The organism is Nonomuraea longicatena, from assembly GCF_039525605.1.
Classification (GTDB): Bacteria; Actinomycetota; Actinomycetes; order Streptosporangiales; family Streptosporangiaceae; genus Nonomuraea; species Nonomuraea longicatena.
This window is the reverse complement of record NZ_BAAAHQ010000023.1, coordinates 1-12655: the sequence shown is the minus strand read 5'-3', so window position 1 is coordinate 12655 and position 12655 is coordinate 1. Positions and strand designations below refer to the sequence as shown.

Here is a 12655-nt window from a genome sequence, read left to right as displayed (position 1 = left end):
ATGGAAGAACGCCTAATCACAGGCCCGGACGAGCTATATGCGCCCGGCACTGACAGCATTCGCTGGGTGGAGGAGCCCGACTTCCGGTTTCTCACCGAGGTCGATGCCCTTCAGACGCTCATGATGCTCGCCGACGACCTACGGGCCGCCCGCGAACAGGAACGTCACCTGCTGCGCTATATCGAGGCCGCCGCCATCTCCGCTCGCCAGGGCACCGTCCAGGACGGCCCAGTCAAGCCGCAGGCGATCATTGGCCATACTGGGCTGGCCCGCAAGACCATCTATCGGATGCTGCACAAGCACGGCCTTGTCGCCGAGGACATCGAGGGCGACGAGCCCGCCTAGTTCTCGATGTCGGGCACCAGCTAGAGCACTCCGAGCATCCCGGCGTAGGCCAAGCCACGGTTGATCGTGGACGAGGTGGGCTCGGCCTGCGGGTTGTAGGTGTGGACGGTGATGTTGACCGGTCCCGCCGTACGGCTTGCGCCCGCTGCGACCGTCCCTGTGGAGGCGATGGAAGCGGCCAGGTTCGGCGCGAACGACTCCTCCAACCGCGCGGCGATGCTACCGGCCGTAGCCAGGACCCGTCCGGTGGAGCTGGTCATGCCGTCCGCCATACCGAGCATGGTGTTGCGTCCGATCTCGGCGAAAACCCTGCTCGGCGAGCGGATGCCGAGAGCGTCGCGCACCCAGTCCGGCAGGATCGCCGAGAAGAAGCTATAGATCGTATCCCTGAACCAGGCTGCGGCCGACACGATGCCGTCCCACAGCCCGGTCAGCAGCAGGTAGCCGATGTTGCCCATGCTGTTCACGAAGCCGATGGCCGCGTACCCCGCTGCGGTGAGCGCCCCGGTGAAGTCGCCCGACAAGAGCCGGGCCACACCGGTCACCAGGTCAGCGATGACCGGCAGCAGGTCGGTGGCGAGCTGGAGCAGCGGTGGCAGCAACGGCAACGCCGCATAGAGCACGTCGGTGAAGGCGTACGTCATCCGAGCCAGGTCCGGCAGGACATCCTGCACTCCAGCGGCCAGGCTGCGCACGATGACCGACGCCAGGTCAGCCACCACGGGAATCAGCGGCGCGATCGCCGCAAGCAGTTCCGCCAGCGTGATAGCGATCGGTGAAAGCGCGGGGCCGAGTTCCCGAACGGCCAGACCGATCGCGTCAACTACGGCGATCACCCCTGGGCCGAGGTCGGCGAGCGCGGGCGCCACAGCGGAGATGGCGTCCGTGAGCACCGGCCCGAGCCGCACGGCCAGGTCGGCGACGACGGGCGCCAGCTCGGCCAGGCCGCTCGCTATAGCGAGCACGACCGGGACGAACGCCTCACCGACCCTGCCGAGCGCTGCGAAGACCTCGACCAGGACCCGCTGGCCTTGCGCCGAGCTGACCCAGCGGTTGACCCCGTCGAGGACCTGTCCGATCACGCCGAGCGCGCTGGTTCCGGCGCTGCGCAGCGCCCCGAGCACGCCGGTCACGATTCCGCCGACGTCCTTGGCGGCGGCGCCGAGCTGTTTGAACACCTCGACCGCGCCGGTCATCCACTCCAGTGCGCGACCGGAGGCCGCGGCCGTGCTCAGGAAGGTGCCGAGCCGGGCGGCGGCGCTCGCGATACCGGGAGCCAGCCCGGCTGAGAACGCCGCGCCGACTACGACCAGGTCCCGAAGCCCTGCGGCGACGGGCTGGATCGCGGGGGTGAGCGCAGCGATGGCGTCGGCCAGCGACCCGAACACGGCCTCCACAGCGGAGGCGGTATCAGCGGTGCGTAGGAAGTCGGCGACCGCCAGACCGGCGAGGCCGAACTGGGCCGCAACGGCTGACATGCCAGCGGAAACGCTTGCGGAAAGCGCGTCAGCAACGGCTGTGATCTGTCCCGCGAGCGGGGCGAAGAAGGAGTCCTGCACCGATAGACGCAGGCCGTCGATGACCGGCTTGAGCTGCCGCAGTTCCCGCGCCGCGCCCTGAGCTTCACGCGACAGGCCCGCGAGCGACTCGTGGAACGCCTCCTCGTCGTCGCCCAGCGCTGCGGAAGCGGCATCACCGACACCCCGGAAGGCCAGTGCGAGCGTTGCCAGCCCTGCGGCACCAAGGGCGGCCACTCCGGGAAGTGCGGCGATGATGCCGCCTGCGGGAGCGAGCGCGGCGCCGAGCGACTGGAGGTGGCCGGCCGTCGAGACCGCAGCTGCGGACAGGACGGCGAACTTGACCGCCGTGGCGGTGGCCGCCACGGCGGTGGCGGTAAGCGACTGGACTGCTCCGCTGGTCACCTGCCCGAGACGGGTCCCGAAGTTCGTGGCCGACGAGTGGCTCCGGACGACCGCCCGCTGGAGCTTGGCGGACATGGTGTCGCGCAGGTCGAGCAGGATGAACAGCTCGCCGACGTTGATCGCCACCTCGCACCTCCCGTCCGGGCTGGCGTGGTGGGATCAGGTGAGGCCGATCGTGGCGGCGTACTGCAAGCCGCGGTTTACCGTGCGGCTGGTGGGTTCCGCCTGGGGGTGGATGTTGGTGACGTTTACCGTCACGCTCCCGGGGACGGTGCCCCCGCTCGGAACGACCACGCCGCGAGTTGAGCCTGCGGAAACTTTTCCTGCCCGGCGGCCCCCCGCGTGGAGCGCCGATTTGACTCCGGTCGGGATGATGCCCACCTTGCCCGGGGTCGCGCCGCTGATGGCGTCACTCAAGCCGCTGGCCTCGCGGGCGAGCCCGGCACGGAAGGAAGCTCCGAACCCCCTCGTCGCCTGATCTGCGGCGCGAAGGACGGCAGGCTGCTCAGCGGTGACCCCGTCTGCGAAACCAAGCATCGTGAACGAGCCGATGGCGGCGAACACGCGGCTCGGGGAGCGGATTCCGAGCATGTCCCGGACCCAGTCAGGCAGGATGCTGGAGAAGAACTCGCCGATCTTGCCGAGGAACCATGAGACCTTGCTGGAGATGCCCTCCCACAAGCCGGTAAGCAGGTTTTTCCCAAGGTCGATGATCTTGAGGAAGTTCTCCTTGATCACCCTTCCGGCATGGGAGAAGGCGTCGGAGACGACCTTGATCGCGCCCTTGAGGTCACCCTGGAAGATCTTGACAACGGCCTGAACCAGGCTGATCAAGGGCGGCAGGAGCGCGGTCACGATCTGAACCAGCGGGGCGATGAACGGGGTGACGGCGCTGACGATCTTGGCGAACACCGTCGCGAGCATCGTCAGGATCGGCGTCAGCGCCTTGACCAGCGTGACCACGACCGGAAGCAGCGAAGTGATCAGCTGAGAGATGGGCGGCAGAATCGGCAGCAAGGCCACGATGACCTGACCGAAGACCTCGGCGAGGGCGGCCAGTACGGGCTGGAGCGCCACCAGGATCGGCTGAAGCGCGGCGGTGAGCGCTTGGACGATCTGGGTCAAAACCGGCATCAAGGCCGCCGCCAGCGCGGCCGCAAGTTGCAGAAACGGTGGAAGCAGCGGGATCACAGATGCCGCGATCTGCGCGAACTGCGTGATCAACTGCCCGATCAGCGGGCCGAGCTGGACGAGCACCGGCCCAAGCTGAGCGGACAGAGTCTGGCCGACCATGGCCAGCCCGCTCATGAGCGGGCCTGCGACCTGGGCCCCCAGTCGGACAAAAGCCGCTAGCAAGGGAGCTAGCGCCTGGAGCAGCCCTCCAACGCCAGTGACCAGGGTCGCGAGCAGGCCGCTTGATTGCGAAAGCGCTTGCGAGATGGGCGCGAGAAAGCCAGCCAGCTGCGACCCGAAGGTCCCCATGGACCCGGCCAGGACCGACAGCATCGGCGTGACCGCTGCCACCACGCCCTGGATCGCAGGAAGCATCGGGGTCAGAAAGTCGCCCAGCCCGGCCGTGAACTGGCCGACGAGCGGCGACAGCGTCGTGAACATGCTCACCAGAGCGGGCGCGATTTGGGTGGAGAACATGCTCTTGAGCTGGCCAGCAGCGGCGATCAGCGGCCCCTGGAACACCGACGCGGCGTCCGCCAGGTCGGCCTGCACCGACGTCTTCAGGTCCGCGAACGCGGCCTTCACCTGGGGCGCGGACATCGCCGCCTGGATGCCGATCGTCGCGATCCCGGCCGTGATGCCAGCGAAAACGCCAGCGAGAACGCCACCAGCAGCGACGCCGGCCACGCCGACGCCCGCCAGCAGCCCGGCGCTCTTCGCACCCGTCGACGCCATCTTCGCGCCCGACGAGACGAAGGAGGCTCCTGCCCTCGACGCGCCGGATGCGACCGCGCCAGCCATCCGCGCGGCGGCCATCCCGACCATGATCATCGCCGCGTGGATGCCGGTCGCCTTGACCTTGATCCCGGCGGTGGCCTTGCCCAGCGGACCGGTCAGGCGGTCCTTCAGTTCGAGCGTCGCGTACAGCTCGCCCACGTTCAACGCCACAGCTCACCTCCGATGATGTCGGTCTTCGGTGGTGAGGGAGAGGGAGCGGGTGGTCCGCGTATCGGCGGACAGCAGGCCGAGAATGCGCACGCGCAGCCATCGCCACGTGCGTGTGATAAGAAGATCAGGCTGGCCGAGGTCAATGCCGTACTCGGAGTGAAGGTCGACTTCGACGAGCGCCCAGCGTTGCAGCAGATCGGCCCACGAGACGGCAGCGCCGTCCACGGCCAGGCCATCGTCTGCGTCGTACCATTCGCGCAGCCCCGTTACCGGGTCGATCGGCCCGCCCGAGCCTTCCCCTTCGGGGCCGCCGCTTCCGGGTCGGCCCGCCAGTGCTTCGCCGCCGTGTCCTCGTCGCTGGCGATCCACAGGAACGCCGTGACGCCGCAATGCTTGATCTTCGCCCAGGACACCCCATCGGCGATGAGCTCGTCATAGGCGTCGCCGAGGACCCGGCGGTAGAGGTCCTTCTCACCGTCGTCATCGAGGTCGGCGGCGTCGATCTCCTGGCCATTGGCGGCGCTGATCCCGGCCACCATCAGCTTCTGGCAGAACAAGCCGACCTCGGCTGACGCTGGCGGCACATGGTAGACCTTGCCGCCGACCGGAAGCGGCAGGCCGTCGTTGAAGAACTCGTTGAGATCGGTGAACTTCGCCATCGCTCAGGCCGCCACCGGGTTGTCGATCTCGATGGGCTCGCCCTGGCCGGTCAGCTCGCACTCGAACGGCTCCAGGTCGGTGACCTCGCCGCCCGCGCCCTTGTACTGCACGGCGGCGGTTCCCTGAAAGGCGTCCGGCGAGCCGTCCTTGCGATACCAGCGGACCTCGACGTTGGCGTTGATCCCGACCACGAGACCAGCCCTGCGAAGGGCCTCCTGGCCGGGGTCGGGTACGAAGGAGGCCGATCCGGTGTCGCGCTTGCGGCGCCCTTCGGCCTCCAACGCCCACTTGCGCTGGGTGACGACCTCGCTGGCCCAGCCGTCCGAGTCGAAATCGCTGTCGTCCTCGGTCTCGCTGTCGAGAGTGAACTCCAACTTGGTGAGGCCCCTGACTGTGGTCCAGGTCGGGGCGGCAGAACTGGACGTGTTGACCTCCAGGGTCCAGTCCTTGGCGAGGAGGCTGCGAAGCGCCATGTGCTTGCTCCTTCAGGCATGCGGAATTCCCGCATGCGCTTTCGCTTGCGGGTTTGGTCGTGTGGGCTACTCGGTGCGGTGGGGTGACGGGCGGTCGACGAGCAGCTCGTACGAGTCCGCGCGGCCCCAGCGCCCGTTGGCGTCCCGGTCGATCGGCGCGACGATCCGGCGCTGTGCGAGCAGGACGTGCACGCCGGTGCCCAAGGTGTGGTTGGACAGGCCGTGCAGCGCGTCGAACACCAGGTCAGCCAGGTCATCCACCACGCGGGGATCAGCCTTGCCGCGGATGCGGACCTGGATCTGCGTGTTCGTGTCGGACTGGGTCAGGTCGTCGCCGGCGCGGCCAGTGCCGTACACGGTGAGCGTGATGGCCATGTCCGGGCTGGCGGGCAGTCCGCCGATGGTGATGGCGGTCTGCTCGTCGCTGTAGATGCCGGACGGAGTCCAGTCGCCCGCTCCGGCGTCGGCCAGCAGGACGGCCAGCCCGGAGAGAAGGTCTCGGGTAAACGTCATGACAGCGCCCGCCGAATCTGCGCCGCGACCAGGGCCCGGACCGTTTCGGCCTCGTCCCGTGCGGGGTCCTCCAGGTACTTGGCCTTGCGGCCAGGTGCGTGCTTGAGGTCCAGGTCCTCGTGCTGGACCACCGCGTAAGGCGTCTCATAGGAGACCGCGGCGGTCAGCTGCGACTCGTCGACGGTGGCCGCGCCGGACCGCTCCAGCGTGGCCTCGTCGATCGGGACCTGCGTCCGCGACACCTGGAGCACGTGCTCGGCGCCCAGACGGAGGCCGCGTGCGGCGGCCCGGTTGACCTTGGTAGTCAGCTCCAGGGGGGTGACGTTCGCGTTGAACTCGGCGCGGCTCATTGGCACACCACCTCCACGTGGTCCGGAGTGGGGAGCCCGCCGCCGTCACGGGTGTAGGAGGCAAGGACAGTGGTCGTCCTGCCGTTGACGGTGACCTGGGACCCGGAAGGACACCGGGTGCCCGGCAGCATGTAGATGGTGATCTCGGAGACGACTTCGAGGCCCTTGTCGTCTCTGACCATGCGGCGTTCGTCATCGGCCAGGCACTTCACGGATATGGGCGGGCCGTAGACGGGGCCGTAGGCCGAGTCGCCCTCGAACGGCTTGATCACAGCGGTGTGGCGCAGCAGCCATCCAGGCAGGGTCGTCATGCGAGCACCCGCCCTTCTACCAGCGCGGGCCGTCGATGACGATGCCCGGCAACAGACCTGCCGTGCGCAGGATCGACAGCGCGTCCTGCGCGTACCGGGGCGGCCCGTCCCCTGCTCCCCCGCTGGCGCGGTCGAGCTTCACCGAGCCGATCGAGACGGACTTGAACGCGCTGGCCACGCCGTACGGGTCGCCGACCGCGATCGACCAGGCGGCCTGCGCGCAGGTCGCCTGCCGTACCGCTTGCCTGACCTTCACGTCGGTGGGCATCTCGCTGGCGTCGACGGCGTAGATTGCGCCCATGAGCAGTTCGTCGATGCGTTCCGACGCCCGTGCGAGCGCCTGCTCGATTCCCTCGGGCGCGGCCTGGCCGGTGTAGTCCGCGTAGTCCTGCGCGGTCGCATACACCAGCACCGCTCAGGCCGGGAGCTCGTAGACGGCGACCGAGACGCCGGTGATGGCGGAGAAGTTGATCCACACCTTGCCGTCGGGGTGCCGGTAGACGGCGGGAAGCGGCGGGATCAGGACATCCCCGTTGGTGGCCGGGATGATGTAGTCGCGGTCCGGGATCTCTTGGCCGTCGATCGCGCCGGGGATGACTAGGGTGACGGTCTTGGGCGCGGCGTCGGTGTTCTTGATGCGGATCATCCGCTTGTCCGACCAGGTGAACATGAGGCCATCGACGACCGCCGGGTTGGCCGGTGCCGTGGCGATCGCGAGACCTGCGCGGGGCAGCGGCGTGATGGTGGCCTCAGCGCGAGCCATCAGTCCTCCTCGTTGTCGCGGCCGAACTCTTCGATCAAGGCGGCCTTGGACAGGGATTTGGCGTCGCCTTCGGGCATGCTGCGGGCGACCGCGTAGGCGACCCAGGCCGCCTTGTTGTCGTTCTCGGACGGCCGTTCAGGCCGGGGCTCCGGAGCAAGCTCGATGACCTGCTCGGGGAGGTCCTCGGGGGCGGGCTCAGCGATCAGCAGCCACACGTCCAGGTGATCGAGCCGTACATCCCGCGCGGGGAGCTCGACCACCTGGCCGGTGCTGGAGTTGCGGTAGATCCACATCAGCCGTTGGCGTCCAACTCGACGTCGATCTGGATGGTGAGGTCGGTCGGCGAGCCGCCTGCCGTCACGATCACCGCGGCGAGCGTGTCGCCAGCGGCGAGCTTGCCCACGGCCGCGGTGGGGCTGGCCGAGACCCAGGTCGCCGCAGCGGGGGCCGACAGGTCTGCGGCGAGCAGGTTGCCGCCGTTCTTCGTGGCGTTGACGGTCGCTCCTGTGCCGCCTACCCGGTAGGCACGGACGGCCTTGACCTTGCAAGCGACCGGCGCTCGCCACAGGACGTGGGTACCGGCCGCAGGAGTCTTCAGGGTCAGGACCCGCTCGGTGAGCCGAGCCTTGTACGACATCAGTTGAACTCCTGCCAGTAATCGCTGACGAGCTGGCGGGCCCCTGCGATGGCCTCGTCCTTCGTGGCGAATCCGTTGATGAGGTGACCGGACACCCCGTAGTTGTCGGTCGGATCGAGGAAGCGCACGTACAGCGCGTAGCTGGTCGCGGACACGTAGCGGATCTCGATGTCCGTCACGCGCGTCAGAGGGACGACCTTGCCGCCGAGGCGGAGCCACTTCGTCACGCGTCACCGACGTTCTTGCCCTTGATCAGGACAGCGCGGTTGGGGTCGATCGTCTTCGTGCCGTAGAGGCAGTCGATGCTGACGACGTCCTGCTTAAGGTCGATGTCGTAATCCATCACGACCCTCAGACCGAAGCCCTTGTAACTGGCGACCGCAGCATTTGCGGCACCCTGAGGAAGAACGAGAGGACGCGTCACCAATGCGAAAGCCGTCCTATGAAAAGCGACGCCGACTTCCGTCGTAGATGCACCGGTAGCCTGATCGGGTACCTTAATGTTTTGGGTCTGGTACGGATCGAAACCGAAAACTCGCCGACCCAGCGACGCCTCACGAAGACCGTCAGTATCGCCTCGCGCGTCAGCGCGGTGGAACAGCTCGTCACCCAACCACTTGGCCTCGATCTCCGGTCCAACGACCAGGTGCCGATCGGCGGCTGGCACGTTGCGCTGGTTCAGGACACGTCGAGCGTCGATCGCCGTACGCGGGTTGTCGTAGACGAAGACGTTGGCGCCGGGCGGGTTCGCGGCGTGCTGCCCGGTGCGGCCGACCTCCTGCACGATGTCGTTGCGGAGGGAGAGGATATCCCGGTCGATCTTCTGGCTGATGGCCTCCATCGCGGGGTTGAGCAGCTGGACGCCGAAGTCCTCGATCCGGAGAGTGAGGTCTTCAGCCGTAACCGCGAAGCTTACGTCGGCGAAGTGGTTCAGGGTGACGGGGATGCCGGTTTCCTGTGCGTTCTGGATCTCGATGCCGTTTGCGCGAGAGAATTCCTTTGCCTCGAAAACAGCGGGCTTCCTCACGTTGACGGTATCGCCCACCTTAGAGGCGAAATCCTCGTCATAATCCCTGTGAACGAGCTGCGCCATAATGCAGGTTTCGTACAGGGTGGCAAGTGCCGCTCGCGCGATTACGTTCGGCGTCAGAAAGTTGTTGGGCACGAACGCCTCTCCTTAGGAATGAAAGAAGCCGCGAGCGGATTCGCTGCGGCTTTACAGGGATTCTCAATGCGCCCGAAGGCGCACAGAGGTCGTCTGCGGCTTAGTCGGAGGACTTCTTGCTGCGCCGGAAGGCGCGGAAGTCGTCGGTGGTCATCTGCTCTGGGTCCGAGGCGCGGGCTCCGGGGCCGCCGGTGAACTCGCCGCCGCTCTTGGCGGGCGGGCCGGACGCGCCGGATGCCTTGAACTTGGGGTTGTCTTCGACGGCCTTCTGAATAGCTCCGGTCAGCGCGGCGCTGAACGCCTCGCCGTCCGGGTCCATGTCGCGCACGTTGCGCAGGAACGATCGCGAGTCGAGCAGCGCGTCAGGGTCGGCGCCGAGCCGGGTGCTCGCCCGGTGCACGGCCAGCTCGATCAAGGCGCGGCGGTGCCGGTCCTTCTCCGCGTCCCGTTCCTTGGCCGTGCTGTCCTTCTCGGCGGTCAGCTTCTCGATCACCTGCTGCGGGTCGAGAGGCGTCTCCTCCTCGGCCACTAGGCCGAGCGCCTTGCCGATCTGCTGGGCCAGGTCCTTCTGCGCCTGGGCGACCAGGTCCTCGGGAGAAGGACCCTGAGTCTTCTGCTCCTCGGCGGCCTTGCGAGCGTTGACGGCCTCCATGCGGGCTCGGCGCAGTTCTGCCTGCGCCCACGCGGGCAGATCGTCGATCTTGCGGGCGTCGGCCTTGGCCTTGTCGTCTGCTGCGGGCGCCGGCTCGGGCTCGGGAGTCGGCTCAGGTGCCGGTTCCGGGGCGGGCGGGTTCTGCGGCTTGTCGTTCTCGTCGGGGTCCACTATGTGCTCCTTGGTCAGTCAGTGCCGCCCGGCCAACGGGCTGCGCACGCTGCCCGGCCTACGGGCAGCCTGAATTTCCGCAAGCGGAAACGCTTGTGGAAGGACGCGCCCGGCCTACGGGCTGTCCGCTACTGGGGAAGGTTGCTCGCCGCCGTCCTGCGTGCTGCGCGAGCAGAAGAGCCGACAGATCAACTGACGGCAGACATGCGGTAAGGCCCGCACGATGTGCGAACCTTACGAGTTCAGAAACGGTGACTCAGTGGACGACTCGTGGACCGTCTGGGCTTTCTGTAGGGGTGGGCGGAACCACGGGCGGATCACCTGAGACGACGGGGGCAGGGATAGTGTTCAAGGCACACAGATAGACAGCGACGGGATCGTCTTCACCGTCTGGCGTGTAGTACGGGCCGACTGGTGTGATCGGCTGAGGTCCATCTACCAGGGCCAGCATCGCGGGCCGTGTGGTGTCGTCAACCGTCCATCCCGCTTCGTTCCAGGAAACCCAGCGACCAGGCTCGATACGGGAATCTACGCGCCATGCCACGGCTTACGCTCCATGGTGCAAGGTCGCGAGGATGCCGAGCACGAACTCGTCGAGGTCCTCCCGGTCGATCACACGCCCTGACCGACCAAATAGGCTCTCCAACCCCATCTGGAACACCTCCCACGACTCAGACGCCGGGTCCGGGTGGAATCCCCGCTCATACGTGCGGCCAGCATATGGATTGGCCCATCGGTCGGGGTATCCCATCTCCTTGGCGCCATAGTCGTAGATCGCCTGTGGCTGCTCCAACGTGCCGTCGGTGGTGGAGCGTCTCCGGATGTAGGTGAATTCCAGTTCCCGCAGGCCAGGCACATGGTTTTCCATGCGGTGACCCATCTCGTGGGTGAGAACGCCAGCCGAGTGGGATCCGAACGATCCGTCGTAGGCCGGTTCGATCGCGTCGTCGAGCGCCATGACATCGTTGTAGTCGTTGTAGTAGGCACGACCGCTCCGGGCGTTGCCGAGCCTTAGCGTTTTATCCTTCATCGTGGCCAGCCAGTCGGCGGGAAAGTTCGGCAGGGCCTCGTCCAGCAGGTCGCGCCAGTCCGGTCGAACAACCTTCACTCCTGCGTCCTTGGCGGCCTGGCCGTGGAGTTCTTCTACCTTGATCTGCCCACCCATGGGGCGGATCTCTGCCAGCAGCCGTCGAACGATGTCCGCTTCGCGGCTGGCCAGTTCCGCCCGCTTCTCTCGCAACGTAATCCGTTCTTCCTCGGAGAAGACGAGGGCTCGCTGGATCTCCTGCCGTAGTCGCCTTACTTCGGCATCGGCGTCCAAAGCGCGCCTGAGGTCGTCGTGCAGTGATCTGCCGGTGGCCAGTACACCATCAAGATATTGCTCGTATGCATCAGGCGGCAGCAAGGCGCCGTTCGGGTCCTTCTTGTACCTGTAGTCCTTCTTCGGTGGCGCCTGCTGGAAGAGCCATGCGTCGCTGGCTTCCACCTGATCTGATGGAAGGGTAGCGAGTCGCCGGTAGCGGGCCAGAGATTGCTCCCACTCGGCCAACCGCTGTTTGATGGTCTTGGTCTGGCGCTTGCTGCGCAACTCGGCGATGTCGGTCTCGTACTCCTCGATCAGCGCGTCCACCTGACGGCGGGGCGACCGGTCGAGGCTGAGGCGTTGGTCCAACCAGGCTTGCCGACCGTGTGGAAGGGTCTGTCGCACTTCGTCCACGAGCCGTCGTGACTCGTGTGAGAGCAAGCTGGGCTGGGCCTGGTCGGTTCGATCCGACCCGCGGCCGGTCGCGGCCTCGGACCGGATAGATGCCTCTGGCTGCTTGACCTCGTCCTTCTCTGGCGTGGCCTTGTCCGGCTTAGGTTCGATCGTCTTCTTCGGCGGAGACGGTGCCATCACCTTCGTCGGTGTCTTCGTGATTCCAGGCAGGAAGGCCGCTGTCGAGTGGCGGCAGTTGGGATGGAACAGCCCGCTCAAGCGGGCCTCAGCCACCGTCGCGGCAACCTCGACCTCGACCTGCACACCGTCCTCGATGGCGTGCTCCACCGTGACCGTCCCGGCCGCGCCGGACTGCGTGAGGATCTTCCCTTCCCAGGGGTCGCACTTCGAGCAGTTCCACGGCGTCGTTGAGACGATCACCAGGTCGATGCCCGCGTCCTGCATGACCGTCAGGTGGCCATCGACAGCTGCACGCGCCGTGGCGGTGCGCATGGCCATCTGCACGTAGGTCGACATCCGCCAATGGCGGCCCGACTTGTCCCGGAAGGGGGCGACCGGGAACAGGCGTTTCAGTGCAGCCCGCGCGGCCTCCTTGCGGGTACCGGCCCCGGTCAGTACTTGACTGGCCGCGTCGGCGATCACCTTGCGGTAGATGTCGTCCACCACGCGCAGCGCAGACAGGTGGACAGCGGACAGGGGTCCTCTCCCCGATGTGTGGACACCTTGAGTACCGGATGATGGAGATCCGGAGACAAGGAGTTCCCCGTGGCGATGAAGTCGTACCCGCCGGAGTTCAAGGCGGACGCCGTCGCGTTGTACCTGTCCGATCCGGGACGGACGCTGGCCTCGGTGGCC

17 protein-coding genes and 1 pseudogene are annotated in these 12655 nt (G+C 67.0%); 2 read left to right on the top strand and 16 right to left on the bottom strand.

What is annotated here, in order from left to right; all coding sequences use genetic code 11:
* Positions 1-66 precede the first annotated feature (66 nt).
* On the top strand, positions 67-345 hold the full coding sequence (locus ABD120_RS21195; RefSeq protein ID WP_343951694.1) for a hypothetical protein: 279 nt from the start codon (positions 67-69) through the stop codon (positions 343-345).
* Positions 346-365: 20 nt separating this feature from the next.
* Here ABD120_RS21195 and ABD120_RS21190 read toward each other — a convergent pair whose 3' ends face one another.
* The 16 genes from ABD120_RS21190 to ABD120_RS21115 all read right to left on the bottom strand — a co-directional run bounded on the left by ABD120_RS21190 (position 366) and on the right by ABD120_RS21115 (position 12463).
* Complete coding sequence (locus tag ABD120_RS21190) at positions 366-2393, bottom strand: phage tail protein (protein WP_343951693.1); 2028 nt, start codon at positions 2391-2393, stop codon at positions 366-368.
* Between the two features lie 33 nt (positions 2394-2426).
* Entirely contained in the window at positions 2427-4388 is a 1962-nt protein-coding gene (locus ABD120_RS21185; RefSeq protein WP_343951692.1) for a phage tail protein, read from the bottom strand.
* A 3-nt stretch (positions 4389-4391) separates the two neighbouring features.
* A complete protein-coding gene (locus ABD120_RS21180; RefSeq protein WP_343951691.1) occupies positions 4392-4613 on the bottom strand; it encodes a hypothetical protein in 222 nt (73 codons plus the stop codon).
* 41 nt (positions 4614-4654) lie between these two features.
* Positions 4655-5047: a DUF7426 family protein gene (locus ABD120_RS21175; RefSeq protein WP_343951690.1), complete on the bottom strand. Its 393-nt coding sequence runs from the start codon at positions 5045-5047 to the stop codon at positions 4655-4657.
* 3 nt (positions 5048-5050) lie between these two features.
* On the bottom strand, positions 5051-5521 hold the full coding sequence (locus ABD120_RS21170) for a phage tail tube protein (protein WP_343951689.1): 471 nt from the start codon (positions 5519-5521) through the stop codon (positions 5051-5053).
* A 66-nt stretch (positions 5522-5587) separates the two neighbouring features.
* Positions 5588-6034: a minor capsid protein gene (locus ABD120_RS21165; protein WP_343951688.1), complete on the bottom strand. Its 447-nt coding sequence runs from the start codon at positions 6032-6034 to the stop codon at positions 5588-5590.
* Positions 6031-6384, bottom strand: a complete 354-nt coding sequence (locus ABD120_RS21160; protein ID WP_343951687.1) for a hypothetical protein — start codon at positions 6382-6384, stop codon at positions 6031-6033. The genes ABD120_RS21165 and ABD120_RS21160 overlap by 4 nt, the downstream gene beginning before the upstream one ends.
* The gene (locus ABD120_RS21155; RefSeq protein ID WP_343951686.1) at positions 6381-6695 is read right to left on the bottom strand and encodes a hypothetical protein; all 315 of its coding nucleotides are present in this window, start codon (positions 6693-6695) and stop codon (positions 6381-6383) included. Before ABD120_RS21155 ends, ABD120_RS21160 begins: the two co-directional genes overlap by 4 nt.
* 16 nt (positions 6696-6711) lie before the next feature.
* A complete protein-coding gene (locus ABD120_RS21150) occupies positions 6712-7101 on the bottom strand; it encodes a hypothetical protein (RefSeq protein ID WP_343951685.1) in 390 nt (129 codons plus the stop codon).
* Positions 7102-7110: 9 nt separating this feature from the next.
* On the bottom strand, positions 7111-7458 hold the full coding sequence (locus tag ABD120_RS21145) for a hypothetical protein (RefSeq protein WP_343951684.1): 348 nt from the start codon (positions 7456-7458) through the stop codon (positions 7111-7113).
* The gene (locus ABD120_RS21140) at positions 7458-7751 is read right to left on the bottom strand and encodes a hypothetical protein (RefSeq protein ID WP_343951683.1); all 294 of its coding nucleotides are present in this window, start codon (positions 7749-7751) and stop codon (positions 7458-7460) included. Before ABD120_RS21140 ends, ABD120_RS21145 begins: the two co-directional genes overlap by 1 nt.
* Positions 7751-8095: a hypothetical protein gene (locus tag ABD120_RS21135; RefSeq protein WP_343951682.1), complete on the bottom strand. Its 345-nt coding sequence runs from the start codon at positions 8093-8095 to the stop codon at positions 7751-7753. Before ABD120_RS21135 ends, ABD120_RS21140 begins: the two co-directional genes overlap by 1 nt.
* Positions 8095-8322: a hypothetical protein gene (locus tag ABD120_RS21130; protein WP_343951681.1), complete on the bottom strand. Its 228-nt coding sequence runs from the start codon at positions 8320-8322 to the stop codon at positions 8095-8097. The genes ABD120_RS21135 and ABD120_RS21130 overlap by 1 nt, the downstream gene beginning before the upstream one ends.
* Complete coding sequence (locus ABD120_RS21125) at positions 8319-9260, bottom strand: major capsid protein (RefSeq protein ID WP_343951680.1); 942 nt, start codon at positions 9258-9260, stop codon at positions 8319-8321. Before ABD120_RS21125 ends, ABD120_RS21130 begins: the two co-directional genes overlap by 4 nt.
* A gap of 100 nt (positions 9261-9360) precedes the next feature.
* Positions 9361-10083 (bottom strand): hypothetical protein, encoded by a 723-nt coding sequence (locus ABD120_RS21120; protein ID WP_343951679.1) that lies wholly within the window; start codon positions 10081-10083, stop codon positions 9361-9363.
* 547 nt (positions 10084-10630) lie between these two features.
* Positions 10631-12463, bottom strand: coding sequence for a phage minor capsid protein (locus tag ABD120_RS21115; protein WP_343951678.1), 1833 nt, complete (start codon positions 12461-12463; stop codon positions 10631-10633).
* A gap of 102 nt (positions 12464-12565) precedes the next feature.
* Between ABD120_RS21115 and ABD120_RS39845 the strand changes: the two are divergent.
* A pseudogene (locus tag ABD120_RS39845) lies at positions 12566-12655 on the top strand (NUDIX hydrolase); the annotation flags it as partial.

Excerpts from the sequence above, each read along its gene's own strand:
- ABD120_RS21175 (WP_343951690.1), bottom strand. The coding sequence starts at position 5,047 with ATGGCGAAGTTCACCGATCTCAACGAGTTCTTCAACGACGGCCTGCCG.
- ABD120_RS21170 (WP_343951689.1), bottom strand. The coding sequence starts at position 5,521 with ATGGCGCTTCGCAGCCTCCTCGCCAAGGACTGGACCCTGGAGGTCAAC.
- ABD120_RS21165 (WP_343951688.1), bottom strand. The coding sequence starts at position 6,034 with ATGACGTTTACCCGAGACCTTCTCTCCGGGCTGGCCGTCCTGCTGGCC.
- ABD120_RS21160 (WP_343951687.1), bottom strand. The coding sequence starts at position 6,384 with ATGAGCCGCGCCGAGTTCAACGCGAACGTCACCCCCCTGGAGCTGACT.
- ABD120_RS21155 (WP_343951686.1), bottom strand. The coding sequence starts at position 6,695 with ATGACGACCCTGCCTGGATGGCTGCTGCGCCACACCGCTGTGATCAAG.
- ABD120_RS21145 (WP_343951684.1), bottom strand. The coding sequence starts at position 7,458 with ATGGCTCGCGCTGAGGCCACCATCACGCCGCTGCCCCGCGCAGGTCTC.
- ABD120_RS21140 (WP_343951683.1), bottom strand. The coding sequence starts at position 7,751 with ATGTGGATCTACCGCAACTCCAGCACCGGCCAGGTGGTCGAGCTCCCC.
- ABD120_RS21135 (WP_343951682.1), bottom strand. The coding sequence starts at position 8,095 with ATGTCGTACAAGGCTCGGCTCACCGAGCGGGTCCTGACCCTGAAGACT.